Here is a 26,913-nt window from a genome sequence, read left to right as displayed (position 1 = left end):
TATGCTCCGTGGCGCGGTGACTTCGTGAGTTCGTCCGGGACAAGGTAATCTCTTTACGTGGATCTTTTTGGAATCAATGGTAGCGAGTTCATTGTTCTCGCAGTGCTCGCGGTTGTCATTCTTGGCCCGGAAAAGCTGCCTGAGTACGCCAAAAAGCTAGCTAACCTCGTCAAAGAAGTACGGCGCATGGCTAATGGCGCCAAGGAGCAGTTGCGCGAAGAAGTCGGCGATGAAGTGGCCGATATCGACTGGCGGAAACTCGATCCTCGTCAATACGACCCGCGACGCATCATCAAGGAAGCGCTGGTTGACGAATTTGATGACGCCATCAACGTCGCAAAGAGCTCACCGAATACGTCCGTGGCACCGGCTCCGGTACGTACCGCCATTGCCCCGGAAACCCAGAAGCAGGCCCCGCTGGCAGCAAACGAAGCGGCTCCCTTCGATTCCGAAGCCACCTAAAGCACAAAAAATCAGAACGACATTGGCAGCGATCGCCCGGCTAGTCCGCGCGGTCGCTGTACTAGTTTCTCTACCAAGTCCTGCAGGGCGACGGCTGCTGGCGCCTGGGGAGCGCTGAGGACCACCGGTGTGCCTTGGTCCGAGCCTACGCGGACGGATTCTTCCAGCGGGATCTGGGATAGCAGATTGACCTCATAGCCCAGTTGGCGGGTCAGTGATTCACTGAGTTTTTCTCCGCCGCCAGATCCGAAGACCTCCATGCGGGAGCCATCGGGCAGCTGCAGGAAACTCATGTTCTCCACGACGCCAATCACCTTCTGATCAGTCTGCAACGCAATCGTTCCGGCGCGTTCAGCGACTTCGGTGGCCGTGGACTGCGGGGTGGTGATCACCAGCAGTTCGCTGTTCGGCAACAGCTGGGAGACCGAGATGGCCATATCCCCGGTGCCCGGCGGCAGATCAAGGAACAGATAGTCCAGATCCCCGAAGTACACGTCGGAGAGGAACTGCTCCAAGGCACGGTGCAGCATGGGTCCGCGCCAAATCACCGGCTGGTTGGAATCCAGGAACATGCCAATGGAAATGACCTTTACCCCGTGGGCCACCGGCGGCAGGATCATATCGTCCATGCGCGTGGGGTTCTGGGTGATGCCCATCAGCGAGGGGATCGAGAAGCCATGCACATCGGCATCTATCAGGCCGACCTTCAAGCCCTGGGATGCCAGCTGCGTAGCCAGGTTCGCGGTAATCGAGGACTTGCCGACGCCGCCCTTTCCGCTGGCCACCGCAATCACGCGGGTCAGGGAAGCAGGGTCGGAGAACGGGGTGCGCCGGCTGGCGAGCCGTTCGCGCAATGCTGCACGCTGCTGGGGATCCATGACGCCAAGGCTCACCTCGACGTCTTCCACGCCAGGGACACCAGAAAGCGCAGCGGTCACGTCCTGTTCAATGGTTGAACGCATGGGACAACCTGCAATGGTCAACAGGATCGTCACGCGTGCGGTCTGCCCATCAAGCTGCGCGGACTGCACCATATCAAGTTCGGTGATAGGGCGGCGCAGCTCAGGATCATTAACGCTGTTCAGTGCATCAAGCAGGACTTGCGAATTGCTCACTTGCTGTTGTTCTTCCGCTGCTGGGACTGCTGAGGATTGACCGTTTCGATGATGCCGGTCTGCGGCGAGGAATTCTTGCCGCCGCTCTTCTTCTTGGCGCGAAGGTGCAGCTCTTCGCCGTCGGTGGTTTCCAGCAGCTCTTCGAGGACATTGCGCAGTTCCGAACGGACGTAGTCACGGGTTGCGACATCGCGCAGGGCCAAGCGCAGGGACGCCAACTCCCGGGTGAGGTACTCGGTGTCATACAGGTTGCGTTCGGCTCGGGCGCGGTCTTCAGACAGCGAGACGCGGTCACGGTCGTCCTGGCGGTTCTGGGCCAGCAGCAACAGCGGCGCAGCGTAGGAAGCCTGAAGCGAAAGCATCAGTGTCAACGCCGTGAAGCCGATGGTGGCATCGTCAAAACGCCAGCTCTGGGGCGCCACGGAATTCCAGATCAGCCAGAAGGCACAGAACACGGTCATGTACAGCAGGAACTGGGGAGTACCCATGAACCGGGCGAACTTCTCGGTGACCGAACCAAACAGGTCCGGGTTAGGCGAGAACTTCGGCCAGAAACGTTGTCGTGCTGCCAGTGGGGTGTCCAGGCCATTCGTCTTACGCTGCTCAGCCATAGCTGGAACTCCTCTGCTGATCTGTCTAGTGATGGTGCTCGTTTAGTCTTGCGAGCGCCAATCATCGGGAAGGATGTGGTCCAATACGTCATCGACGGTGATGGCTCCAACGAGCCGGCCCTCTTTATTGGTGACACCCACGCTGGTGAGGTTATATGTGGCCAGATGCCGCACGACCTCGGAAATATCCGCGAGGTCTGACATCGACTCAAGTTCGGTATCAAGAATATCGCCCAGGGGCTCAGGCGGTGCCGCTCGGAGCAGCGCTTGGATATGAACCTGGCCCAGGTACCGGCCGGTAGGCGTTTCCAGCGGAGGACGCACCACATAAACGGTGGAAGCCAAAGCCGGACTGAGTTCTTCAAGGCGAACCGAGGCCAGCGCTTCGGCGACCGTTGACTCGGGGGTGAGGATCACCGGAACCGGGGTCATGATCGAACCGGCGGTGCCTTCGGGGTAGGCCAGCAATCGGCGTACGTCCTTGGCTTCGTCCTCGTTCATCAGATCCAGCAACTGGTGCTTGGTCTCTTCGCCAATGCCGGCCAACAAGTCGGCGGCGTCGTCCGGATCCATCTCTTCGAGCACATCGGCGGCGCGTTCAAGACCCAGCGCCGAGAGGATCTCTACCTGCTCGCGGTCTGGCAATTCCTGGAGTACGTCAGCAAGACGCTCATCCTGCAGGTGCGCGGCGATTTCAAGACGGCGCTTCTCGTTCATTTCATGCAGCGCGTCGGCAAAGTCAGCGGGCTTCATTTCATCGTGGGTGGCCACGAAGGTATCAGCCGATTGCGGTTCTTCCTGGGACCCATGGCGCACTTCATCCCACGAGACCAGCACCTTGTCGCGTCGACGTGGGCGCAGACCCAGCAAGGAGGAGCTGGGGACTCCGCGCTGCACGTAGTATTCGTTGATCTCCCAGTCGCCACGGCGGGTCTGGGTCAGGCCGATATCCTCGATGACACCGCGGCCCGAGCCATCGATGAAGCTGATGGTGCGGTCGAACATTTCGGCAACAACCAGGATTTCCTGGCCACGCTGCTGGAAGCGGCGCATGTTGACCAGGCCTGAGCAGATGACCTGGTTGGCTTCCATGGATTGGATACGGGTCATCGGAACGAAGACCCGGCGCTTGCCGGGGACCTCGACGACCAGACCCACACAGGCGGCAGGCTTCTGCGGACCGCGGGACACGACAACAACATCGCGCAAACGGCCCAGACGGTCGCCCAAGGGGTCGAAGACATCAAGCCCGAGAAGCCGGGCGACGAAGATTTTAGACACTTGTGCGCTCACCTCTCTAGACTATCGTGTCCGAATGATCATTGCGGTGTGCAAAGACACAAGCGGTTAACTGTTTCTTTCACCCACAGCGATAGTTAGTTCACAACTAGGCAGGCTCACAGTAAACCTGTGCACAATATAGATATGACCTCGCCTCATGGAGTAAATTCGATCAGCCCCAACGGTTTGCCTCGCGGAGAACTGCTTGGACGTTATACCAGCTACCTCGATGCGCAGAAGCTCGTCGACTATTTGGCAGATAATGACTTTCCCGTCGCCTCGGTGAGCATTGTCGGTAATGACGTACGCACTGTGGAGCGAGTGACCGCGAAGCTTTCCTATCCCAAGGTGGCACTGGCTGGCGCAGCCCAGGGCGGCATGATGGGCCTGTTTGTCGGCCTGTTGCTGTCCCTGTTCGGCGGAGGAGGCAATGGCCTGTACCAGATCCTGTCTTCCATCGGCTTGGGCATGGCCATTTGGATGATCGCTGGCGTGGTGAGCTATTCGACCCGTCGCGGCAAGCGCGACTTCGCATCCTCCAGCCAGTTTGTCGCCACCAGCTTTGATGTGGTGGTTGACTTCGAGCATGCGCAGGCCGCACGAACCCTTGCGTCCAAGCTGCCCATGCGCCCGCATCCAGGTGCTGGCCAGCCAGCTGAGACCCAGATCCAGCAGCAGGCGCCAGCGGCCCCGGTTACCGCGCCGGCTCCGACCCAGGCGGCGGTCAAGCCAAGCGAGTCCACCGATCCACGTCGCGGACAGTTCCCGGATCTTCCGGATGGGCGCCCTCGTTATGGCGTTCGTGTCAACGAACCGAAGCCAGCCGCGGAGCCTGCAGCCAAGCCGCAAGAGCAGCCTGAATCGTCAGCGCACAGTGAGCAGCAGGCACCAGCCTCGGAGGATTCTTCCGCTGATGCACAGCAGGAGCAGGACCTCTCAAGCGTGGAGCCGAAGGTGAATCCCGAAAACCATCCGTCGGCGCCGTCCAAGGACGACGAGCCAAAGGCATAAGGCAGCAAAAACGCAGTGAGGGTCCGGGTTCAGTTACTTTTGGTAACTGAACCCGGACCCTCACTTGCTTTAAAGTGCCACCGCTGGCATTAGCCGCGCAGCTTGGCCATCCATGCTTCAACCTCATCCGGGTTGCGTGGAAGCGCCGCGCTCAGGTTCTCGGCGCCATCGGCGGTGACGAGAATGTCATCTTCGATGCGCACGCCCAGGCCACGGTATTCTTCGGGAATCGCCAGATCCTCATCCTTGAAGTACAGGCCAGGTTCGATGGTGAATACCATGCCTTCCTTCAGCTCTGCGTCCAGGTACAACTCGGCACGTGCCTGCGCGCAGTCGTGCACATCCAGGCCCAGGTGGTGGCTGGTGCCGTGCGGCATCCAGCGGCGGTGGTGCTGGCCTTCCTGACTCATCGCTTCCTCGACCGACACCGGAAGAATGCCCCATTCAGAAAGACGCTCGGCCAGAACACGGGTGGCGATCAGGTGCAGGTCACGGAACTTCAGCCCCGGCTTCACGGCGGCGAATGCGGCATCAGCGGCATCCAAAACCGCTTGGTAGACCTTGCGCTGGACATCGGTGTACTTGCCGGAGACTGGCAGGGAACGGGTGATGTCCGCGGTGTACAGCGAGTCGGCTTCAACGCCGGCATCCAGCAGGAGGACTTCGCCGTCGTTGACGGAGCCGGTGTTGCGGATCCAGTGCAGGATGGTGGCATTATTGCCGGAGGCCGCGATGGTGTCGTAGCCCAGCTCATTGCCTTCCAAGCGGGCACGCGCGAAGAACGCGCCTTCGACAACTCGTTCACCGCGCTGGTGTGCCATGGCCTGATCCAGGCTGCGCACGACATCTTCGAAACCATTGATGGTTGCAGCGACGGACTTTCGCAATTCAGCGATTTCGTACTCGTCCTTGACCAGGCGGATTTCCGAGACGAATTCGGCAAGTTCGGTATCCAGCGAGTCGCTCGCTTCCAGATCCTGGCCGGTGTTGATTCGCGAGGTATCAACCAACGCGTCCATGTTCAGGTCGACTTCGCGCACCAAGCGGATGCGGATGCCGCCCAGAGCCTGAGGGCCGGAATTCTTCGTGACCGCCATTTCCAGCTGGTCCAGCGAATCGGTGGGCAGGCCGGTGCGGGCAGCCAGGGACGAAAGGGTCGGGCGTGGACCAACCCAGAACTCGCCGGAACGCGAGTTCAGGTAGAAGTCGGTGCTGTCGCGTCCCGCCATTGGAGCGAAATACAGAGTGGAGACGTGGTTGGTGCCCCGTTCGCCTGCGCCGTCATCGGTAGGCTCCATGACCAGCACGGCGTCTGGTTCGTGGTCAACGCCCAGACCAGTCAGGTGGGCGAAGGCCGAGTGCGGGCGGAACCGGTAATCGGTGTCGTTGGAGCGGACCTTGAGCGGACCGGCCGGAATGACAAGGCGTTCACCCGCGAAATTCTCCGAAAGCTTCGCGCGGCGAGCTGCCGCGTAGCTGGCAGCTTCATCCTGCTGTGGCAGTTCAGAAGTATCGGTAGCCCATGAGGAGGCCATGAATTCTTGGAATGCTTTGGACGTTGGACGCTGGGAACGGTTGTTCACTCGGTCTTCCAACGGCTGATCTGTGCCTTGCGCAGTTGATTCTTGATTGGTCATAGTCCAAGTGTGTCACCATCGGAGGTATCCCAGCAAAGTATCAGCGCAAGGGATAATCTAGGCATATGCGAATTGACCTGCACACCCACTCCAATGTGTCTGACGGAACGGAAACTCCTTCCGAACTGATACGCTCCGCGGCCGCTGCGGGCCTGGACATCGTGGCGCTGACTGACCACGACCAGACCACCGGCTGGGCATCGGCGGCAGCGATGGCACAGGAAGTGGGCATCGGGTTTGTTCCTGGCATGGAAATCACCTGCCAAGATCCGCAAGGCATCAGCGTCCACCTGCTCAGCTACCTTCACGACCCCAACTACCAGCCGCTGCTCGATGAACTTGATCTCGCGCTGAACGCCCGCATCATTCGCGCCCAGCGCATCGTTGAACGCCTGGCCGAGGACTACCCGATCAATTGGGATCTCGTGCGGGACCACTGCCAACCGGGATCAACCGTGGGCCGTCCCCACATTGCGGACGCACTGGTGACCGCGGGCATAGTGGCCAACCGCAATGAAGCGTTTGCCAACGTGCTTTCCTACCGTTCGCGCTACTACGTCGCGCATCCGGCAGTGGACCCGGCCAAAGCCGTGCAATTGGTTCGTGAAGCCGGGGGAGTACCGGTCTTTGCCCACCCGAAAGCGTCCAAGCGCGGTCGAGTAGTTGCCGACGCGACCTTCCACGACATGATTGACGCGGGGCTTGGCGGGGTTGAAGTCCACCACCGGGATAATACCGAAGAAGGCAAGCGCTGGCTGTTGGAGCTTGCGGCCCAAAACAACCTAATCGTCACCGGTTCCTCTGATTATCACGGGACCGGAAAACTGAACCGGCTCGGTGAGAATCTCACCGAGCCGGAAATGCTGCAACGTATTATTCAGGAAGGTACCGGTTCTCAGGCCTTGGTATAGGCCGTGGACTCTGGCAGTCGTGAACGCATCACGTCAATAGCTTCAGGATTCTGATCCACGAGGACAAATTGGCGGTCCAGTTTGGCTGCCACGGCACCGGTGGTTCCGGAGCCTGCAAAGAAGTCCAGCACCCAGTCGCCGGGACGTGAAGACGCGGTGATGATTCGGCGCAGGATCCCTTCGGGTTTCTGCGTGGGGTACCCGGTCTTTTCCTTGCCGGTGGGCGAAACGATGGTATGCCACCACACGTCGGTGGGAAGCTTGCCCAGCGCACGCTTCTCCGGAGTGACCAAGCCTGGAGCCATATAAGGTTCGCGGTCCACCGCTGAAGAATCAAAGTGGTAATGCTTCGGATTCTTCACATAAACCAAGATGGTGTCGTGCTTTGCCGGCCACCGGTTCTTGGCCCGGGCTCCGTAGTCGTAAGCCCAAATCAATTCGTTCAGGAAGCAATCGCGCCCGAAGATCTCGTCGAGCAGCACCTTGACGTAGTGCACTTCCCGGTAATCGAGGTGCACGTACAAGGTGCCATCTTCGGTCAGCAGCCGGTGCGCTTCACGGAGCCGAGGCTCGATGAAGCTGAGGTAATCATCAAAGGTGTCGTGGTAGGAACGCGCCGTGCCGAGCTCGGTGTTGTAGGCGCGTCCCTGGAAACCCGTGCGGTCGCCTTCTCCCTCGGCCGCCCGCACCATGGTGCGCTGTGCACGGGTCTGCTTCCGTCCGGTATTAAATGGCGGATCCACATAGATCAGCGTGAAGCTCTGCTCCGGCAAGGAGGAGAGGACGCTGAGGTTATCCCCGTGGTACACGGTATTGGCTGAGGCCGGACCTGCACATGCCGGGGCATGAGTAGGTCCGGTTTCAGGTATTGCTGATTCTTCGGGTTGAGCAAGCACCGCTGGCTTAGGTTCCTTTCGGAATAACGAACTAACAAGGGGACTAGGAACTAGTCCTGTCCGCCTTCATCGGTGCTGCGGGTACGACGGCGCGGACGGCGACGACGTGCCTGCGCTGGAGCCTGCGAGTTCTCGTCGCCTTCGGTGCCATGTTGGTGGGTCTCGCGGTGGCGTTCGTTCTCGCGGGCTGGCCGATCCTGCTTGCCCTTCGAGTGTCCGTGGCGCGAACCCTCCTGCTCGGTGCCCTCGCCCTGGGCGGCGCGCTTTTCGGTGCGCTGGCCATTGACGGTGCGGGTGCGCGAGCGGGAGTTGCTGCGACGGCGTGGGGTGCGTGGCGTGTTCTCCGAGGCGTCCGAACCTTCGCCCTCAGCGGCGTTGGCCTTCTTGGCACGTGGCAGGCGTCCCTTGGTTCCCTTCGGGATATCAAGGTCAGTGAAGAAGTGCGGCGAGGAGGAGTAGGTCTCTACCGGCTCTGGCACATTCAAGCCAAGTGCCTTGTTGATCAGCGACCAGCGAGGCACCGAATCCCAGTCTACGAAGGTCACCGCGGTGCCGGTATTGCCAGCACGGCCGGTGCGGCCAACACGGTGCAGGTAGGTGTTCTCATCATCCGGGCACTGCAGGTTCACGACGTGCGTCACGTCGTCCACGTCAATACCGCGGGCGGCCACGTCGGTGGCCACCAGGATGTCGACCTTGCCGGCGCGGAAGGCCTTCAAAGCCTGTTCACGGGCTCCCTGGCCCAGATCGCCGTGCAGTGAGCCGGCGTTAAAGCCGCGGTCCACCAGCTCGTCGGACAGCTTGGCTGCCGAACGCTTGGTCTGGGTGAAGATGATGGTCTTGCCGCGGCCTTCGGCCTGCAGCAGGCGAGCAACCATCTCGTCCTTGTCCATGTTGTGCGCGCGGTAGACCAGCTGGCGGATGTTGCGCTTGGTCAGCGAGTCGTCATCGCCCGGATCCTGTGCGCGAATGTGGGTCGGGCGGGTCATGTAGCGGCGGGCCATGGTAATCACGGCGCCTGGCATCGTGGCGGAGAAGAGCATGGCCTGACGTACCGGTGGCAGAGCCGCGAGGATGCGCTCGACGTCAGGCAGGAAGCCCAGGTCTAGCATTTCGTCAGCCTCGTCCAGCACCACGGTGCGCACCTGCTTCAGGTTCAGCACACGCTGGCGGTTCAGGTCGATCAGGCGACCTGGGGTACCGACAATTACGTCGGTTCCGGCCTTCAGAGCAGCGATCTGCTCCTCATACGGGCGGCCGCCGTAGATGGTGGTGATCGAAATGTTCGAGTGCTTGGAAGCCTGGGCCAGATCGGCGCCGACCTGGATGGCCAATTCGCGAGTTGGAGCGACAATCAGGGCCTGTGGCGCGCCCGGGAATTCGAGATCCTCGAAGCCCTTGTCGCCCTTGCGGATTACACGCTGCAGGGCCGGAATGCCGAAGCCCAGGGTCTTGCCGGTACCGGTCTTCGCCTGGCCGATGATGTCGTTGCCGCCCAAGGCCACCGGCAAGGTGAGCGCCTGGATAGGGAAGGGATACAGGATTCCGGCTTCGGAAAGCGAAGCCACGATGTCTTCTCGCACGTTCAGTTCAGCAAAGCTTTGCTGTTCCGGCTCAGCGGCATTTGTGTTGTCTTGTGGTTCGACGGCCTCTGCCGTCAAAGTCGTGTCACTCACGATAGTTATATTCTCGTTTCATGTGGGCGCAGAACCTGCCCATCCCGTGCTTGAATCCAGCAACAGGCGCTCGGTGCTGCACAATTCCAGCGGAGCCGATCGCTTCTTTCACTCAGGGGAATTCCTCGGCCCCTAGGGAATGGTGACCGCTGGGAAGCCACCAAGATACTGTTTAATTTCTCAGCCCATTGCGATCGGGCATCCTATTTTCCAATAGCCCAAGCATAACGGGTTTTGCCCGAAAACCTTGGGTTAGGAGTTTTGGGCCACGATTTCAAAATTAATCTGACGCTGCTGAGGATCGGCGTGAACGAGCTTCACCGTGGCCAAGGTGCCGGGTTCAGCCGCTCCCGTGAAGCTTGCGGTGACCGGAAGATCCACCAGCTGGAGCTGCCCGTCAGAGTCCTTGCCTTCGCCATTGTCCTGGGCCTGGAGGATGATCGCTTGGAATTCTTCACCGACGCGTTTCTGCAGGACAAAGGCTTCCATCAGATCCAGGGAAGCGCGGTTGACCCGGTTCGCGGCAGTGGAACTCTCGCGCATCAGGCCCGGCAATTCTTCGAGCGCGGCCTTGAGTTCTTCTGGAATGCTTTCCCCGGTGGTGAGCAAATGGCAGGTCAGCAGCACGAACCGGTCCACCAGCCGGCGCAGCGGGGCTGTGGTGTGGGCGTAGGGCGCGGCCAGTGCTGCCTGGACGAGTTCTTCTTCCGGTTGCCCATTGATCACGTGGTAATCGGCACCGCGGAACAAGGATGCCGCTCGATGCATGATGACCAGCTGCTGGGGGTCGCTGACATCGAGTGAATGCAGATACTGGCCGTAGCTGATTTCTTCGCCCCAAGCGTGTCCTAAAAGCTGGGTTTGCATGCGGAATTCTTGCAGGCTCTTCTCTTCGGGTTGCGGCATGGTCCGCAGGATTCCTACCCCGGAATCAAGCATGAGCCGGGCTGCGGCAATCCCGGTGAGCAGGGAGATCTGGGCGTTGTGATCTTCCAGGGGAAGAGGGACCCGGCTTACGAGCTGGTAGCCGTCGCCGTCTTCCTTGATTTCCTGGTCCGGAAGATTCAGCGAGGCCCCGCCGCGCAGCTTTTCCTGCTCGATGCGCAACGCGCCGATTTCGGCCAGGAGCGCGAGTTGTTCATTGGCTGAGCCATTATCAAGTTGTTGTTGGGCCCCGGCATAGTCCAGTTGGGCGCGGGACTTTATCTGCACGCGTTGCAGTTCCACTGGGCCCAAGGCACCCTGTTGATCGAGGTGGATCTTCCAGTGGAATGCAGGGCGGATCTGGTCCGGCAGCAAGGAACCTTGGTCCTCGGAGATCAACGGAGGGTGCAACGTGATCTTGCGATGCGGGAGATAAAAAGTCTGGCCACGGTCCCGGGCTACCTGGTCCAGGGTGCTGCCGAGTTCGACGAAGGCGGGCACATCGGCGATGGCGTAATTGACGATATAGCCGTCATCGGTTTTTTCCAGGTACATCGCCTGATCCAGATCGGTGGCGCCTTCTGGGTCAATGGTGAAGAACGGGATGGCTGTGGCATCCTCGGCAGGCATTGCCAGGTTCGCTACTGCGCTCTCGGCGGCCGCCAGTGTCGCTTCATCGAAAGGCGCAGGCACATCGAACTCGGTTTCAAGTCCCAGCAGCAGCTGGGCGAGGTCGCTGGCGGGTACGGGGCGGGGGCTACGGATTCGTCGATCACTCACCCTTTAGCACTACCACAGTTGCGTGAACCAAATCACCATTGAGACAAAGAATGGCTGGTTTCCCCGAAGGGGAAACCAGCCAAGTCCAGCAGGCGCCGGGCGCCTGATGCAGTGCGGAAACTACTGCGCGAAGCCTACGCGGCGGACCTCTTCCGGGCCGATCTCGACGTATGCGATGCCAGCAGATGGAATCAATACTTCGCGGCCCTTAGGGTCCTTGAGTGCCAGGCTCGTTCCATCGGCAATAGCCTTTGAAACCAGATCGTTGACTTCTGCGTTGCTGAGCTCGGATTCAAGTACAACTTCGCGGGCTACATTCTGAATGCCAATCCGGATTTCCATGATTGTCGCTGATCCTCTCGAACGAATTAGGTGTCCCGTATGGGTCCTCTGAAAACTAATCTAGCTAGTTTTCCTTGGGGAACTGCGAAATTCCGCGCCAAGCTAAACGGGAAATCAGATCCACGGCCGTAGCTTGGTCCACCGCTTCGTCTGTGGAGGCCCAATACCGTGCAGAAACCTGGCTGAGGCCAGCCAACGCGCGACCAGCCAGAAGGCCTTCGGCTTCGCTCAATTCGGTGTCCTCGACAACAACCCGGGCAATGGATTGCGCCAAGGCGTTGTTGAACCGCTCGATGCGTCCGGCAATTAAAGCGTCCGCAAGCACGTCTGATTCAAAAATCAGGCGATAGGCCTGGGACTCGCCCTTGATGTAGCTGTAATAGGTGTTGATGGTGGCGAAGACCCGCTGGCGGTTATCCGTGGTCGAGTCAATGGCTTCATCAAGCTGCCGGCTGAAGTCTGCAAGATGCGAGTCGAGCAATGCGAGGTAGAGTTCGCGCTTGCCGGGGAAGTGCTGGTACAACACCGGTTTGGAAACCAAGGCCACTTCAGCGATTTCATCCATGGAAGCGCCGTGGTAGCCATGGGCTACAAAAACCTGGTGTGCCGCTTGCAGGAGTTGACGGCGTCGAGCCTCTCGAGGCATCCGCTGCGAGCGGGCACCTTTGATATTTTCAAGTTCCGTCATGTTCTTCCGGCCTTTCGAGCTACTACGCGACCAACTCCCACATTCGCCTCATAAGTAGAGGGAAGTGATCTAGTTGACTGTAGTATTCCATGCTTTGACTTGGAATGCAGAACTGAAAATCAATACTCGTGTATAAGCTACGCGGTTTTTGATTCAGCGGTCACCGGGCAGCTGGCCACTGGCGTGCTGGAATTTTCGGCAACGGGCTGTACCTCTGCCTCTTTGCCGCCTGGCTCGGAGATTTCCAAGCCATACAGGGTTTCCAGGGCTGCGACGTACTCATCGGTGCGGCCTTCGCCAGCCAATTCGCGGGCGCGGACGGTAGGGACGTGCAGGAGCTGGCGGACCATGCGGCGCATGGCCAGCTCGACTTCTTCAGCCGCCGCGGAGCAACCGTGTTGCGCGCGCACCTTGGCGATCTCCGCGTCGAGCACGGTTTTGGTGTGCTGGCGCAGGGCAACAATCGCGAAATCGGCTTCGCGCTCACGCTGGGCAGCGGCGAATTCCGCGGTGGCCTTCTTCACGATGCGGCCGGCGGCGTGAACTGCCATGGCCTGCTCGGTAGGGGCGGCCATGCGGACCGATTCGAGGGTGATCAATTCGGCGTCCGGCAATTCAACCAGGGTCGGATCAAAATCGTGGGTCAACGCCATGTCGATGGCAATCAACGGGTGGTTCTTGACGCGCAGCTCTTCAAGCTCGGCACGCGAGAGCTGGTGTCCGCCACCGGAGCAACCGACAATGACATCTGCTTCGCGCAACGCTTGCGGCAGCAGTTCTTCGGAGAGCGGGAAACCGCCGCGCTTGGCAGTGAAGTCCGCTGCGCGACCCGAATGAGAGTAGACCGAAATGCGCTTGACGCCGCGTTCCTTGAGCAGAGCCATGGTGGCGCCCGCGTAGGATCCGGTACCAAAGAGGACTACATCCTGCTCCGACCAATCACGGTCTCCGGCCATCAGCTCTTCAGCCAGGTCAAGCGCCACGGATACCACGGACTTGCCCTGCAAACCCAGATCGGTATTCGAGCCAACTTCCTTGGCGGCTCGGGTGGCGTTCTGGAACAGCCGGGTGAGGTTGCTGGTAGTGGTTTTCTCCTGCTGGGCCTGGGTCAGTGCGCGGCGGACCTGTCCGGCGATTTCGCGTTCGCCCACTACGGCCGAATCCAAGCCGGCACCTACCGAGAAGAGGTGCTCGATGACCGGCTCGCCTTCAAGAGTGGTCAGGCGGCGGGCCAGGAAATCGGGGGAGAGATCGGTGGACTGTGCCAGCGTGCTGACCAGGTGCTCGGCGGCGTCATCAACTTGTTCTACATCCGCGTACACCTCGAAACGGTTGCAGGTGGCAAGGACGACGGCACCATTGATGGCCGCCGAGCCGTTAACGGAGGCAGCTGCCAGCCCGTCGGCCGAGGCGCTGATTTGCGCGACGGTCTCAAGATCGAGCTGCGAATGCGAAGCGACAAGAGATAAGAAAACCACAGTGTCCCTAGAATAAGCCGGAACGGACAGCCAAACAACGCAGGTTTGCCTAAATTCCGGCACTTGCCGTGGGTTAGGTTGCTCACCTTCGGCCACCGGCGAACGTCCTGAATGAGCATTTAAACTCAAGAGTTGGCAGAATTGGATTATGACCCTGTCGCAGAACCATCCGATGCTTGATGGACGTACCCAAGATTCCGCTTTGATCCAGGCACTGACCGGCAAAACGCCGTCGCATCACCCCGTGTGGTTCATGCGCCAGGCCGGCCGCTCGCTGCCTGAATACATGAAGCTGCGCGAGGGCGTGAGCATGCTGGATTCCTGCCTGGATCCTGCCATGGCCAGCGAGATCACCTTGCAGCCGGTACGCCGCCACAAGGTGGATGCGGCAATCTTCTTCTCCGACATCGTGATCCCACTGCGCCTGGCTGGCATCGGCGTTGACATTGTCCCGGGCGTCGGCCCGGTGCTTGATACCCCTATCCGCACCGCTCAGCAGGTGGCCGAGCTGCCAGAACTCACCGACGAGTCACTGGAGCCGATCCGCGAAGCAGTGAAGCTCACCGTGGCCGAACTGGGCAAGACCCCGTTGATCGGTTTCGCCGGGGCGCCATTCACCGTGGCCGCCTACATGGTCGAGGGCAAGCCAAGCCGCGACCACCTGGGCCCGCGCACCATGATGCACGGTGATCCTGATGTCTGGGATGGGCTGATGAAGTGGGCCGCCAAGGCCTCGGGCCTTTTCCTGCGTGCGCAGGTTCAAGCCGGCGCTTCGGCCGCGCAGCTCTTCGACTCCTGGGCTGGCTCGCTGTCGCTGCCGGACTACGAGAAGTATGTGGCCCCTTACTCCTCCCTGGCCCTTGACCACGTGCGCGATCTGGGCGTGCCGATGATCCACTTCGGCACCGGCACCGGCGAGCTGCTCACCGCCATGCGTGATGTGGGCGTGGACACCGTGGGCGTGGACTACCGTATTCCGCTGCAGACCGCGATCGGCCGCCTGGGCCAAGAGGTCTCCGTGCAGGGCAATATCGACCCTGCTCTGCTCACCGCCCCATGGGAGGTGCTCGAAGCCCACGTGCGTGAAGTAGTCGAGGCAGGCAAGCAGGCGCGCGGGCACGTGGTGAACCTGGGCCATGGCGTGCCGCCGACCACCGACCCGACGGTGCTGACCAAAGTGGTCGAGCTCATTCACTCGCTGTAATTCATCGGGTCTAAGCTGGAAGTAATGCCTTGGGAGCGCCAGCGCAATATTTCGCCCAAGACGGCCGCCGCAATACGTGAAGGTAGAAGGTGCTAAGTACGTGAGCAAGGAATCAACGCCCGCAACAGCTGCGCGTCGGGACAAAACTGCACAAGCGCCCGCCCATGCCTTGCGTTTGCTCGAAAAAGTGCGCAAAGCCAGCGAAGCCCGACATGCCAAGGCCGCGGCCAGCGAGACGGATAAGGCCCCGGCACCGCATGCGGTGGTAGTCGGCGGCGGCATCGCCGGGCTGGTCGCCGCCCGAGACCTGCGCCAGAGCGGCCACGAAGTCACCGTCCTGGAAGCCGGCGAGAACTTCGGCGGGTGCGTGCGCACCACCGAGGTCGCCGGGCTGGACATCGATGCCGGGGCCGAATCCTTCGCCGTGCGCCAGGGAACGGTCGCCAACTATCTGGACGAGCTGGACCTTGCAGGCCAGATCGCCAAGACCTCGGGGAAATCGGCGTGGATGATCCAGGCCGATGACCAGCAGATCCTCGCCCATCCGATGCCGGCCACCGCCTTGATGGGCATCCCCGCCGATGTCCGCACCGACGAGGTCCGCAATATCATCGGCCGGGCCGCCACGGTGCGCGCCGCCGCGGACCTGATTACCCCGATGAGCAAGAAGTGGGCCACCGAAAAGCTGTCCATCGCCGAAGCGGTCCGCACGCGCATGGGCCAGGCGGTCCTGGACCAGCTGGTCGCCCCGGTGGTCAACGGGGTCTACTCCACCGATCCAGCCAAGATTTCCATCGACGCCGCTGCTCCCGGGCTGCGCCAGGCGATGCAGGAGACCGGTTCGCTGGCCAAGGCCGTGGCCCAGTTGCAGGCCTCCGCGCCGGCCGGCTCGCGGGTTGGCGGGCTCAATGGCGGCATGTACACCATGGTCCAGGCCCTGGTGCAGCAGCTGGAAGCCGACGGGGCCGCGCTGGTGCGCAACTCGCCGGTCACCGCGATCAGCTATGACGCCGCTGCGGTTATGCCATATGCCCTGGCCAGCCTCGGCGAAGAGATCCGCGCCGACCGCGTGGTCATCGCCACCCCGGCAGCCCCGGCCTTGGAATTGATCAACCCGTTGCTGGGCGATGAGAAGAAGATCGGCGCCGAGCAGCCGGCAAACTCCATTGCCTTGGCCATCCTGGTGGTGGACAAGCCGGAGCTGGATGATGCGCCGAGGGGTTCGGGCGTGCTGGTTTCCAAGCAGGCGCCGTTGACCGCCAAGGCGTTGACCCACTCCACCGCGAAGTGGTCTTGGCTGGCCGATGAGGCTGGACCCGGAACCCACGTGCTGCGCCTTTCCTTCGGACGCATCGGCGAGCATGAGCCCGTGGTGGAATCCGGGGATGACGAGCAGCTGATCGATGTGGCGATCAAAGACGCTTCAAAGATTCTCGGTGTTCAATTGCATCGGGATGATGTCCTGGGCAGTGCCGTCTCGCGGTTCAGCGATATGGTGCCGCTGCAAGGCGACGCAGCCTTGGAACGCCGGAAGCAGCTGGAGACGGCGCTGGCGCCATTTGACGGGCTGGCCGTGGTTGGCGCCTGGATTTCAGGCACCGGCCTGGCCAGGGTGATCGGCCAGGCGCGCCGTGCCGTGGCTATCAGCGCCCGCTAGGAACTAAGCAAACTACCTCGGATGCCAACATCCATTTTCAGATCCCCAGATCAAGGAGAACATCACGTGAGCAACGCACCGCAGCACAATTCGCCGGTTATGAATGAACGGGCGAATGCGGGGGAGAACCCGACCTTCTTCTACACGCTCTGGACCATCTTCAAGCGCTCTGAACTGATCGATCGCAGCGAAGAGGCCGCCACCGAGTTCGACGCCCTGATCGAGCAGCTCGCCGCCGAGGGCGCCACCGTGCGCGGCATCTACGATGTCTCGGCCATGCGCGAGGATGCCGACATCATGGTGTGGGTCCACGGGCCATCGGCACAGCTGCTGCAGGCCTCGATGCGCCAGATCCGCCGTTCGGCGCTGCTGGAAGGCACCCAGATCGTGTACTCCACCATGGCCGTGCACCGCGAAGCCGAGTTCGCCAAGAACCACTCGCCGGCCTTCGCCCGGGGCATCCGCGCCAAGGAATGGATGACCGTCTACCCGTTCGTGCGCTCCACCGACTGGTACACCATGGATCCTGCGGAGCGCGGAAAGATGCTGCGCGACCACGGCATCCTGGGCCGTGAATTCCCGAACGTCCTGGCCAATACCGTGGCCGCCTTCTCCTTCGGCGACTACGAGTGGCAGATCTGCCTGGAAGCTGACGACATGATCGACCTGGTGGACATGATGCGCCACCTGCGCTACACCGAGGCCCGCCACCATGTCCGCGAAGAGACCCCGTTCTACACCGGACGCAAGATCACTGCCGTCGAGGCGCTTGAGGTATTGAAGTGAGCCAGAGTTTTGACCCGCGCCAAGGGTACGACCAGAACGGCCGGATGATTCCCAAGGCGTACGATGCCCTGCTGCTGGCCTCCTTCGGCGGCCCCGAAGGGCAAGACGATGTGCTGCCCTTCCTGCGCAATGTCACCGGCGGGCGCGGCATCCCGGACGAGCGCCTCGAAGAGGTGGCCGTGCACTACCGCAAGAATGGCGGCATTTCGCCGATCAACGAGCAGAACCGGGCGCTGAAGGCCGCGCTGGAAAGCGAACTGGCCGGCCGTGGCATCAACCTGCCCATCTACTGGGGCAACCGCAACTGGCACCCGTTCGTCAACGACACGCTGAAGCAGCTGGCCGACGACGGGCACCGCAAGGTGCTGATGCTGGGCACCGGCGCCTACGCCGGGTACTCGGCCTGCCGCCAGTACCGCGAGGATCTGGGAATGGGCCTGCTGGCCACCGGCCTGGACCACGAGGTCGAGGTCGACAAGCTGCGCCAGTTCTTCGACACCCCGGCCTTCGTGCAGCCCTTTGTCCAGGGCCTGCGCCAGTCGCTGGCCTCGGTGCGGACCCAGCTCGAAGCCGCCGGCAAGGCCGAGGGCGAGATCAAGATCGTCTTCGTCACCCACTCGATCCCGCTGAGCGACGCCAACGCCGCCGGGCCCGAAGAGATCCGCGCGGCACAGAGCGAGAACCTGTACACCGTCCAGCACCGCGCGGTGGCCCAATACATCCTTTCCCAGGTCCAGGAGGCCGCCGGCCTGGAGCATTCGCTGGTGTACCAGTCGCGTTCGGGCGCGCCCCACACGCCATGGCTGGAACCGGATATCAATGACGCGCTTCAAGCCGACGCGGCCGCCGGCGTCGACGGCGTGGTGGTGGTGCCCATCGGCTTCATCTCCGATCACATGGAAGTGCTGTGGGACCTGGACACTGAAGCCAAGGACACCTGTGCGGAACTGGGCTTGGCCTTTGATCGCGTAGCGACTCCGGGCACCCACCAGGCTTTCGTCTCCGGGCTGGTGGATCTGATCGAGGAACGCCTGCTCGGCGCCGATGGCAAGGCCCTGCGCGAAGGCCGCCAGTCGGTGGTGGCCGGCGGCCCGTGGTTTGATGTCTGCCGTCCGGGATGCTGCGAAAAGCGGGCCCTGGATGGGACGCTGCGTCCAACCATCGCCGCGGTCGATTCGGAAGTGGGAGTACCCCAGGCATGAGCGAAACTTTCCGCGTAGGAACCCGTGGCAGCGCGTTGGCCACCACCCAGACCGGCTGGGCCGCGCAGAAGCTCTCGGAGATCTCCGGGCTGGGCGTGCAGACCGTGCTGGTCAAAACCGAAGGCGACGTGGTGACCGGTTCGCTGGCCAGCCTCGGCGGTACCGGTGTCTTCGCCGCCGCGCTGCGCCAGCACCTGCTGGATTCGGGCTGCGATCTGGCCGTGCACTCCTTGAAGGACCTGCCGACCGCGCAGCCTGAGGGCCTGGTGCTCTCCTGCATCCCGCAGCGCGAGGACGTGCGCGATGCCCTGTGCTCCCATGACGGGCTCTCACTGGACCAGCTGCCGCAGGGCGCCAAGGTGGGCACGGGTTCACCGCGGCGCGGCGCGCAGTTGCTGGCCCATCGCCCGGACCTTGAGATCGTTGATATCCGCGGCAATGTGCCCACCCGTCTGGGCCGGGTCAAGGGCATCGGCGAAACCCTGGACGACGGCAGCGTGGGCCGCGCTACCCAGGGCGACCTGGATGCGGTGATCCTGGCCGCCGCGGGCATGCGCCGGCTGGGCCTGGAAAAGTACATCACCGAATACCTGGATCCGTCGATCATGCTCCCGGCCCCGGGGCAGGGAGCCCTCGCCCTGGAGACGCGCAGCACTGGCACCGGCCACGCTGCCCTCGACGCGGCGCTGGCGTCATTTGATGACGAGGCAACCCGCCTGCAGGTAGTCGCCGAACGATCCTTGCTGGCCACCTTGGAGGCCGGCTGCGCGGCACCAATCGGCGCCCTGGCCCACGTGGAAGGCAACGAGCTGGTGCTCCAGGCCGTGGCCTGCAACCCCGATGGATCCCAGACCATGCGCCGCAGCGCCCGCAGCACCATCAACGGTGTCGAGTCGGCACAGCAGCTGGGCCGCGACCTGGCGAACACGATGATCGCCGATGGCGCCGCAGTGATCGCCGGATTGGCCTAGAGCCTTCGCCCATGGCCTACCACGCATTGATCCTGCGCAACCCGGCGCGAGCCGAAGCCACGGTGCGGCAGTTCGAGCAGCTGGGCATCACCTCCTGGTGCGCCCAGCTGGTTACGGCCATCTGGCCCGAAGACCGCCAGGAGCTTGAAACGATGGCCCAGCGGTTGGTTGATGGCGGGTATTCGTGGCTGGCCATCACCTCGGTGAGTACCGTGCAGGTGCTCGAACAGGTGCTCGGCTCGCGAACCTTGCCAAGCTCGCTGCGCATCGCCTCGGTGGGTGAAAAGACCAGCCAGGCCATTGCCGCCAAGCTGGGGCGGAGCGTGGACTTCCAGCCGCAGGTGCAGTCGGCGGCCGGAATGCTCGACCTGTGGCGTCCCGAACCTGGCTCCGTGATTTGCTATCCCCACGGGGATCTGGCCAGCTCCACCTTGTCCGACGCCCTGGCCGACAAGCCGGTCACCGTGGATGAAGTGATCGCCTACCAGAGCGTGGATGCCCCAGCAGCCGGCACCCCGGTGGATGCTGCCCGGGTGCCCGAGGCGGTTAATGTCCTGCACCCGGGGAATATTGGTGGGAAACTGGGTCAGATGGATCTGATCGTCTTCTCGGCTCCCAGCATCGTGCGACGTTTCGCGCAGCTGGCCGGTGGCCGGATTCCCCAGAAAGTGCGGACCATCGCGATCGGCGCACCCACGGCCAAGGCGCTGAAGGCCGTTGGCCTGCCGGTGGATGCGATCGCGTCAGAACCAACCCCGCAGGGCCTGGCCCGCGCGGCCAAAGAATTGCTTCAGCCAGGCAGCGTTGCCGCGGCTGAAGAGACCAAGTAGTCAAGATAGAAAGTAGAGCGATGGGTTTCCCACAGCATCGTCCCCGCCGGTTGCGGCAGAATCCTGCCATTCGCCGGCTGGTCGCCGAAAACGAGCTTTCGGCACGCCAGCTGATCCTCCCTGCCTTTGTGCGCGAAGGATTGAGCCAGCCCAACGAGATCACCTCCATGCCAGGGGTATTCCAGCACTCCATGGACTCGCTCAAGGCCGCCGCCAACGACGCCGCTGAACGCGGACTGGGCGGCATCATGCTCTTCGGCATCCCCGAGGAACGCGACGAAACCGGTTCCGCGGGACTGGACCCGCAGGGCATCCTCAACCAGGGCATCGCCGCGGTCCGCGCCGAAGTAGGCGATGAACTGGTTGTCATGTCCGATGTGTGCCTGGACGAATTCACCTCCCACGGGCACTGCGGCGTGCTTGATGCCAACGGCGTCGTGGACAACGATGCGACCTTGGAAATCTATGGCCAGATGGCCGTGGCGCAGGCGCAGGCTGGCGCCCACATGCTCGGCCCATCGGGCATGATGGACGGCCAGATCGGCGTGATCCGCCAGGCCCTGGATGCCGCCGGACGCCAGGACGTATCCCTGTTGGCCTACAGCGCAAAATATGCCAGTGCCTTCTACGGCCCATTCCGCGAGGCCGTCGACTCCCAGCTGCAGGGCGATCGCCGCACCTACCAGATGGATTCGGCCAACCGCAGCGAAGCAGTGATCGAAGCCGAATTGGATATCGCCGAGGGCGCCGACATGATCATGGTCAAGCCTGCCATGAGCTACCTGGACATCGTGCGCGATATCGCTGAATTCTCTCCGGTACCGGTCTCCGCCTACCAGATCTCCGGCGAGTACTCGATGATCGAAGCGGCCAGCGCCAATGGCTGGATCGACCGCAAGGCATCGGTGCTCGAATCATTGCTGTCCATCAAGCGGGCCGGCGCCCAGCAGATCCTCACATACTACGCAGCCGAAGTTGCCGGCTGGCTCAAGGAAGGTAAGTAAGACCGATGTCGAACTCTGAACAGCTCTTTGCCGAGGCCCGCGAGGTCATGCCCGGCGGCGTGAACTCCCCGGTGCGCGCCTTCGGCTCGGTCGGTGGCATTCCACCCTTCATGGTTGGTGCCAAGGGCGCCTACCTCACCGATGCCGACGGCAAGGAATACGTTGACCTGGTCTGCTCGTGGGGTCCGGCGCTGCTCGGCCACGCGCACCCCGAAATCCAGGCCGCGGTGCATGCCGCGGTGGATCGCGGACTGTCCTTTGGCGCTTCCACCCCGGATGAGGCCAAGCTCGGTGCGCTGATCAAGTCCCGCGTGGGTGGGGTTGAGCGCGTGCGCATGGTCTCCACCGGCACCGAGGCCACCATGACCGCTGTGCGCCTGGCCCGCGGCTTCACCGGCCGTGAGCTGATCATCAAGTTCTCCGGCTGCTACCACGGCCACCTCGACGGGCTGCTGGCTGATGCCGGCTCCGGAGTCGCCACCCTGGCACTGCCAGGCTCTGCCGGCGTTACCGCGGCCACCGCCGCCGAAACCCTGGTGCTGCCGTACAACGACCGTGCCGCCATCGAAGCCGCCTTCGCTGAACACGGCGCCAACATCGCTGCTGTGATCACCGAGTCCGCTCCATGCAATATGGGCGTTGTGACTCCGGAAGAGGGCTTCAACAAGTTCCTCAAGGAGACCACCGCGAAGCACGGTGCCTTGCTTATCCTCGACGAAGTGCTCACCGGTTTCCGCGCCTCGTCATCCGGCTACTGGGGCTTGACCGGCAAGGTCGAGGACTGGACCGCCGACCTGTACACCTTCGGCAAGGTCATTGGCGGTGGCTTGCCAACCGCTGCCCTAGGTGGGCGCGCCGAGGTCATGGATTACCTGGCTCCACTGGGTCCCGTGTACCAGGCAGGCACCCTCTCCGGTAACCCGGTCGCCATGGCCGCCGGCATCGCCCAGCTGACTCATGCAACCGAGGACGTCTACGCCCACCTGGGCAAGCAGTCCGAGGCCCTGCAGGCCGCGATCACCGAGTCCTTCAACGCGGCCGGATTGGATCACTCCATCCAGCGCGCTGGCACCTTGTTCTCGGTCGCCTTTGGCACCTCCGAGAAGGGCGTACACAACTACGCCGATGCGCAGGCTCAGGAAGGCTTCCGCTACGCTCCGTTCTTCCACTCCATGCTTGATTCCGGCATCTACCTGCCACCAAGCGTGTTCGAGGCATGGTTCGTATCTGCGGCGCACGATGACGCTGCCATGGAGAAGATCTTCGCTGCGTTGCCGGCAGCCGCGAAGGCTGCAGCCGCTGCCAAGGCCTAAGCGCTAGAACAGGCCGCAGGCCAACAAAAACTGCCCGAGTTCCATAAGGAACTCGGGCAGTTTGTTTAGTCGTGCTCTCGGGTCAGTGACCCGGGAAAGAAGACTGGATTAGAACGCTGGGATAACGCTTCCGTCGGTCCAGGTCTTCTTGATGTAGGCGCGAACCTCATCCGAGTGCAGCAGCTCTTCGAGCTTCTTGATGGCTGCGGTCTCTTCGCCGTCGCGCCAGGTCAGGAAGTTGGCGTTCGGGTTGTTCTCGCCGGATTCCTGAGCCAGGATTTCGTCCTTGTTCAGCTTGGCCTGGACGATGAAGTTGCCGTTGATCACGGCAACACCGATCGACTTGTCGCTCTTGTAGTACTGAACAACCTGCTCGGCGTTGGCATCCTTGAGCTTGAGGCCAAGTGGGTTCTTTTCCTTGTCGCCCTCAACAGTCAGGATGTCGTCGTCATCGGCGATGTTCTTCAACAGGCCGGCCTGTTCCAGAACGCGCATGCCGCGGATCTGGTTCACTGGGTCGTTGTTCAGCAGAACAGTGGTGCCTTCGGTGACGTCCTTAGGGTCCTTGAAGGTCTTCGAGAAGACGGTCATTGGCTCAACGTGAATACCGGCGCCGTGAGCGAAGGTGTAGCCCTTTTCTTCGGTCTCAGTCTTCAGGTAGGCCTCGGTCTGGAAGTAGTTGGCATCCAGGGTGCCGTCCTGCAGCGAAGTGTTCGGGGTGACGTAGTCATCGATTTCCACAACATCCAGGTCGATGCCGGCATCCTTGGCCAGGTTCTCATCGATGTAGTTCAGGATCTCTGCCTGTGGAACCGGGCTGGCGCCGACCTTGATGGTGACCGGGTTGGCTGGGTCCAGGGTAGCGTTGGCATCTGCCGATGGATCGCTGCTGCCGCAAGCGGTCAGCGCGAAGGCGGTGGCGATGCCAGTGATTGCAAGTGCGAGCTTCTTACGCATAACTTGTCTTCCTTTGGTTTCGAGCCGTGGGGCACGGTTGCGAGTGAGGGTGCCGTGTCATGACATATTCCACGGCTCCACCGGAAACCGGTGGAAATCTTGGGGGATTAGCGGTGATCGACCTTGCGGGCAATCAGGTCGCCGATGATCTGCACGAGCTGCACCAGAACCACGATGATGATGATCGTTGTGATCATGATTGGCATGTTGTAACGCGTGTAGCCGTAGGTGTAAGCCATACGTCCGAGGCCGCCACCGCCAACCAAGCCAGCCATGGCCGAGTAACCGATCAACGTCACCACAGTTGTGGTCACAGCAGCGATGATGCCGGGCATGGCTTCAGGTACGAGTACCTTGCGGATGGTCTGCATCTTGGTGGAACCCATGACCAGGGCAGCGTCGACCTTGCCAGCAGAGACATCTCGCAATGCTGTTTCAACCAGTCGGGCGAAGAACGGAATGGTGCCAATGGTCAACGACACTGAGGCCGCGATTGGGCCGAGGGACGTGCCAACCACCATCGCGGAAAATGGAATCAATGCAACCATGAGGATGGCGAACGGAATCGAACGCGTGATGTTCACGATGATTGCCGACAGGATGACGTTGAGCCAACGAATAGGCGTCAAGCCGCCCTTACCGGTCACGTGCAGAAGAATGCCGAGAACTAAACCAATGATGACGGTGATGATCCCCGAGATGACTACCATCTCAAGGGTTTCAACCGTGGCAATGCCCATGGCCTTGAGGACTGTAGGAGTAAAGAAATTCATGGACTACTTCGCTCCCTTCACGGTCACTGCGATTCCGGTGGAGGACAGGTGATTCACGATTGCTTCCAAATCAGCGTCCGCATTTAGCTGCAGGCGCAGGTGGGCATACTGCTGCTCACCAAGTTGTTCGACGGATCCAGCCAAAACATTGACATCGGTATTGAACTGGCGGGCCAGCGAAGAGATCACTGGCTCAGTGGCCTGCTGGCCGGTGTAGAGCAGGTCGAGGATCGGTCCGGATCCTTCAGCGCGAGGAGCATCGCCAGGAAGTGGCAGCAAAGTTGAAGCCAGGCGGCCCGAAGCGTTGGTGATCACGGCTTCGATATCGCCATGCTCAACGATCTTTCCGCCTTCGAGCAGGGATACCGAATCGCAGGCCTGCTTCACGACGTGCATTTCGTGGGTGATGATCAGAACCGTGATGTTCAGACGATCGCGCAGTTCTTTGACAAGCTCAAGGATTTCATCGGTTGTCTTCGGATCGAGAGCGCTGGTTGGCTCATCGCACAGAAGAACATCCGGGTCGGTGGTCAGCGCGCGGGCAATGCCTACGCGCTGGCGCTGGCCGCCGGAAAGCTGGGATGGGTACGCCTTTGCGAACTGGGACAGGCCAACTAGTTCCAAAAGTTCAGCGACCTTGCTGGCAACCTGATCCTTCGGGGTTCCCACCAATTCCAGAGGGTAGGCAACGTTCTGCTCGGTGGTACGCGAATCAAAGAGATTGGCGTGCTGGAACACCATGCCGATACGGCGGCGCGCATTGCGCAGCTCTTCAGAGCTGACGTTGGTCAGTTCCTTGCCGTTAACGGAAACGGAGCCGGAAGTTGGCTGGTCAAGCAGGGTCAAGCAGCGGACAAGGGTGGACTTGCCAGCCCCCGAATGTCCGACGATGCCATGAATTTTCCCGGTGGGGACTTCAAGGCTGACACCATCAAGAGCAACGACATCTTTGCTGCCCTGCTGGTAGACCTTGCGCAGGTCACTAACTGTGATCACTAGGCGTGTTCCTTCAGTTCTCAAATGGGTATAGAGAGTACCCTCCATTGAACCATTATCGAACAAAATCGCCCGAATAAGCGTGAAAATCGGGTTAAGATTCTTAGCTGGGAGTCATTTAGCCTTGCTGCCCGAAGATTATTCTTCGATTTGTGACAGAACATGAACTATCGACTTCCGCGGAATGACGCACCAGAGATTTATTGGCTTGTGAAATGAGGCACAGATGCTTGTTTGCCTGTGATCTATCCCTCCATGATCGGCCATGCGCCGTCGACTACGGCCTCAGGTTTCGTCTTCCGTAGGTAGGCCTGGAAGCTTTTTGCCTGTTCGCGGGCCCAGCCAATTTGCCAGCCGTGCAGCACTTGGGGATCAACCTGCAGCTGCGGGTACCGTTCGCCGATTTGCCGCGCAACAGCCACGCAGGCAATGGCGTCTGCCAAAGAAGTGTGGGCATTCTCCAGTACGACTCCGTAGAACTCGCACGCCGCAGCCAGAGTGCGTTTCCCCTTGCGGAACTTGTCGACCTGCTTGTCAATGATGAATGGGTCGATGACATTTCCGGGGAAGAATGGCGGCAGATCGTAGCGGACAGCCTCGTGGTAGAGCACCGAGAAGTCGTAGGAAGCGTTAAACGCAACAATGGGGGACTGCTCCGAGGCGAACATCAACAGCTGTAATATTTCCTGGACTGACTGCTTTGCCGGTGCGCCTTCGGCCCTGGCCTTTTCCGTGGAAATTCCGTGGACCGCGGTCGCCGCCTCGGGAATCTCCACCTCGGGATTGACCAGCCACTCGCGACGGTTGACGACATTGCCTTGCTCGTCCAGCAATACGACCGATGCGGTCACGATACGTGCCGTAGTGGTGTCAACGCCGGTAGTTTCCAAGTCAAAGCCAATTGCAAGGCCCTTATGCCATTCATTCATGGGTACAACGCTACAGGCAGATCAAGCCACCGCCATCGCCAGACGCGCCCTTTGTGGATCAACGTCAGCTCCTTGGCAGAATAGAACCATGACAGATGCCGAAGTGCCGAGCCAGCTCGATTACGTTCAAGCGGTGCACCAGCTGGCGCAGCTGATTCCTTCCGGAGCAGTCCTCAGCTACGGCGACGTTGCTGAGCTACTTGGCAGTGGAGGTCCACGCCAAGTAGGCAAGGCCATGGCCACCGCCCCCGACGGCACCCCATGGTGGCGAGTCACAAGAGCGGACGGAGGCATGGCGGAGCCGCTGCTGCCTAGAGCCCGTGTCCATTGGGATGAGGAAAGCCTTGCCCGCCCGGACCGTCGCGTCGAAATCAAGAAACTTCGCTGGAACCCTACGGAGTCCCAATGGCACAAGATAGATATCCTCAGACTGTCACTGGGCAACCCCAAAATGTCCGCATTGGATGATGAACTATAAC

The 26,913-nt window shown here is 61.3% G+C and carries 26 protein-coding genes; 12 read left to right on the top strand and 14 right to left on the bottom strand.

Going from position 1 to position 26,913, the window contains the following annotated elements:
• Positions 1–57 precede the first annotated feature (57 nt).
• Positions 58–462 (top strand): sec-independent translocase, encoded by a 405-nt coding sequence (locus D3791_RS02135; RefSeq protein WP_022873961.1) that lies wholly within the window; start codon positions 58–60, stop codon positions 460–462.
• 11 nt (positions 463–473) lie between these two features.
• On the opposite strand, the gene D3791_RS02130 is transcribed toward D3791_RS02135, so the two are convergent.
• From D3791_RS02130 to D3791_RS02120, 3 genes are read right to left on the bottom strand one after another with little or no spacing between them, the layout of a single operon-like run.
• On the bottom strand, positions 474–1,577 hold the full coding sequence (locus D3791_RS02130) for an Mrp/NBP35 family ATP-binding protein (RefSeq protein WP_022873960.1): 1,104 nt from the start codon (positions 1,575–1,577) through the stop codon (positions 474–476).
• Positions 1,574–2,188 carry a DUF1003 domain-containing protein gene (locus D3791_RS02125; RefSeq protein ID WP_022873959.1) on the bottom strand — a complete coding sequence of 205 codons (615 nt, stop codon included), beginning with the start codon at positions 2,186–2,188 and terminating at the stop codon, positions 1,574–1,576. Before D3791_RS02125 ends, D3791_RS02130 begins: the two co-directional genes overlap by 4 nt.
• 42 nt (positions 2,189–2,230) lie before the next feature.
• Positions 2,231–3,481 carry a magnesium transporter MgtE N-terminal domain-containing protein gene (locus D3791_RS02120; protein WP_028268310.1) on the bottom strand — a complete coding sequence of 417 codons (1,251 nt, stop codon included), beginning with the start codon at positions 3,479–3,481 and terminating at the stop codon, positions 2,231–2,233.
• Positions 3,482–3,598: 117 nt separating this feature from the next.
• Here D3791_RS02120 and D3791_RS02115 point away from each other — a divergent pair, with 117 nt between their 5' ends.
• A complete protein-coding gene (locus tag D3791_RS02115) occupies positions 3,599–4,480 on the top strand; it encodes a YflT domain-containing protein (protein WP_216847357.1) in 882 nt (293 codons plus the stop codon).
• A gap of 89 nt (positions 4,481–4,569) precedes the next feature.
• On the opposite strand, the gene D3791_RS02110 is transcribed toward D3791_RS02115, so the two are convergent.
• A complete protein-coding gene (locus tag D3791_RS02110) occupies positions 4,570–6,117 on the bottom strand; it encodes an aminopeptidase P family protein (RefSeq protein ID WP_172511169.1) in 1,548 nt (515 codons plus the stop codon).
• A 65-nt stretch (positions 6,118–6,182) separates the two neighbouring features.
• Here D3791_RS02110 and D3791_RS02105 point away from each other — a divergent pair, with 65 nt between their 5' ends.
• Entirely contained in the window at positions 6,183–7,028 is an 846-nt protein-coding gene (locus D3791_RS02105) for a PHP domain-containing protein (protein ID WP_022873955.1), read from the top strand.
• Here D3791_RS02105 and D3791_RS02100 read toward each other — a convergent pair.
• From D3791_RS02100 to D3791_RS02075, 6 genes are all read right to left on the bottom strand, one after another.
• Entirely contained in the window at positions 7,013–7,897 is an 885-nt protein-coding gene (locus tag D3791_RS02100) for a DNA-methyltransferase (protein ID WP_052165161.1), read from the bottom strand. The two genes, D3791_RS02105 and D3791_RS02100, sit on opposite strands and share 16 nt — an antisense overlap.
• Before the next feature lie 77 nt (positions 7,898–7,974).
• Positions 7,975–9,600 carry a DEAD/DEAH box helicase gene (locus D3791_RS02095; protein ID WP_172511168.1) on the bottom strand — a complete coding sequence of 542 codons (1,626 nt, stop codon included), beginning with the start codon at positions 9,598–9,600 and terminating at the stop codon, positions 7,975–7,977.
• A 252-nt stretch (positions 9,601–9,852) separates the two neighbouring features.
• Positions 9,853–11,304, bottom strand: coding sequence for an RNB domain-containing ribonuclease (locus tag D3791_RS02090; RefSeq protein ID WP_172511167.1), 1,452 nt, complete (start codon positions 11,302–11,304; stop codon positions 9,853–9,855).
• Between the two features lie 120 nt (positions 11,305–11,424).
• Positions 11,425–11,646: a DUF3107 domain-containing protein gene (locus D3791_RS02085; protein ID WP_022873951.1), complete on the bottom strand. Its 222-nt coding sequence runs from the start codon at positions 11,644–11,646 to the stop codon at positions 11,425–11,427.
• Between the two features lie 64 nt (positions 11,647–11,710).
• Positions 11,711–12,334, bottom strand: a complete 624-nt coding sequence (locus D3791_RS02080; protein ID WP_035761649.1) for a TetR/AcrR family transcriptional regulator — start codon at positions 12,332–12,334, stop codon at positions 11,711–11,713.
• Between the two features lie 137 nt (positions 12,335–12,471).
• Positions 12,472–13,812 (bottom strand): glutamyl-tRNA reductase, encoded by a 1,341-nt coding sequence (locus tag D3791_RS02075; RefSeq protein ID WP_172511166.1) that lies wholly within the window; start codon positions 13,810–13,812, stop codon positions 12,472–12,474.
• Between the two features lie 148 nt (positions 13,813–13,960).
• Between D3791_RS02075 and hemE the strand changes: the two genes are divergently transcribed.
• The 8 genes from hemE to hemL all read left to right on the top strand — a co-directional run bounded on the left by hemE (position 13,961) and on the right by hemL (position 22,779).
• Positions 13,961–15,016 (top strand): uroporphyrinogen decarboxylase, encoded by a 1,056-nt coding sequence (hemE, locus tag D3791_RS02070; RefSeq protein WP_172511165.1) that lies wholly within the window; start codon positions 13,961–13,963, stop codon positions 15,014–15,016.
• 100 nt (positions 15,017–15,116) lie between these two features.
• The gene (hemG, locus tag D3791_RS02065; RefSeq protein WP_172511164.1) at positions 15,117–16,673 is read left to right on the top strand and encodes a protoporphyrinogen oxidase; all 1,557 of its coding nucleotides are present in this window, start codon (positions 15,117–15,119) and stop codon (positions 16,671–16,673) included.
• Between the two features lie 99 nt (positions 16,674–16,772).
• The gene (gene hemQ / locus D3791_RS02060; protein WP_172512872.1) at positions 16,773–17,459 is read left to right on the top strand and encodes a hydrogen peroxide-dependent heme synthase; all 687 of its coding nucleotides are present in this window, start codon (positions 16,773–16,775) and stop codon (positions 17,457–17,459) included.
• A complete protein-coding gene (locus tag D3791_RS02055) occupies positions 17,456–18,661 on the top strand; it encodes a ferrochelatase (RefSeq protein WP_022873945.1) in 1,206 nt (401 codons plus the stop codon). Before hemQ ends, D3791_RS02055 begins: the two co-directional genes overlap by 4 nt.
• Positions 18,658–19,632, top strand: a complete 975-nt coding sequence (gene hemC, locus D3791_RS02050; RefSeq protein WP_172511163.1) for a hydroxymethylbilane synthase — start codon at positions 18,658–18,660, stop codon at positions 19,630–19,632. Before D3791_RS02055 ends, hemC begins: the two co-directional genes overlap by 4 nt.
• A gap of 11 nt (positions 19,633–19,643) precedes the next feature.
• Positions 19,644–20,462, top strand: coding sequence for a uroporphyrinogen-III synthase (locus D3791_RS02045; RefSeq protein ID WP_172511162.1), 819 nt, complete (start codon positions 19,644–19,646; stop codon positions 20,460–20,462).
• Between the two features lie 20 nt (positions 20,463–20,482).
• Positions 20,483–21,466, top strand: a complete 984-nt coding sequence (gene hemB / locus D3791_RS02040) for a porphobilinogen synthase (RefSeq protein WP_022873942.1) — start codon at positions 20,483–20,485, stop codon at positions 21,464–21,466.
• A gap of 5 nt (positions 21,467–21,471) precedes the next feature.
• Complete coding sequence (gene hemL / locus D3791_RS02035) at positions 21,472–22,779, top strand: glutamate-1-semialdehyde 2,1-aminomutase (protein ID WP_022873941.1); 1,308 nt, start codon at positions 21,472–21,474, stop codon at positions 22,777–22,779.
• A 108-nt stretch (positions 22,780–22,887) separates the two neighbouring features.
• On the opposite strand, the gene D3791_RS02030 is transcribed toward hemL, so the two are convergent.
• From D3791_RS02030 to D3791_RS02015, 4 genes are all read right to left on the bottom strand, one after another.
• Entirely contained in the window at positions 22,888–23,736 is an 849-nt protein-coding gene (locus D3791_RS02030; RefSeq protein ID WP_022873940.1) for a MetQ/NlpA family ABC transporter substrate-binding protein, read from the bottom strand.
• 107 nt (positions 23,737–23,843) lie between these two features.
• Positions 23,844–24,509 carry a methionine ABC transporter permease gene (locus tag D3791_RS02025; RefSeq protein WP_022873939.1) on the bottom strand — a complete coding sequence of 222 codons (666 nt, stop codon included), beginning with the start codon at positions 24,507–24,509 and terminating at the stop codon, positions 23,844–23,846.
• Positions 24,510–24,512: 3 nt separating this feature from the next.
• Positions 24,513–25,505: a methionine ABC transporter ATP-binding protein gene (locus D3791_RS02020; protein ID WP_022873938.1), complete on the bottom strand. Its 993-nt coding sequence runs from the start codon at positions 25,503–25,505 to the stop codon at positions 24,513–24,515.
• A gap of 245 nt (positions 25,506–25,750) precedes the next feature.
• Positions 25,751–26,434: a 3'-5' exonuclease gene (locus tag D3791_RS02015; protein WP_172511161.1), complete on the bottom strand. Its 684-nt coding sequence runs from the start codon at positions 26,432–26,434 to the stop codon at positions 25,751–25,753.
• A gap of 88 nt (positions 26,435–26,522) precedes the next feature.
• Here D3791_RS02015 and D3791_RS02010 point away from each other — a divergent pair, with 88 nt between their 5' ends.
• The gene (locus tag D3791_RS02010; protein WP_022873936.1) at positions 26,523–26,912 is read left to right on the top strand and encodes an MGMT family protein; all 390 of its coding nucleotides are present in this window, start codon (positions 26,523–26,525) and stop codon (positions 26,910–26,912) included.
• Position 26,913: the final 1 nt, after the last annotated feature.

The sequence above is a fragment of the Glutamicibacter mishrai genome, from assembly GCF_012221945.1.
GTDB lineage: Bacteria > Actinomycetota > Actinomycetes > Actinomycetales > Micrococcaceae > Glutamicibacter > Glutamicibacter mishrai.
This window is presented reverse-complemented; position numbering and strand designations above follow the sequence as displayed.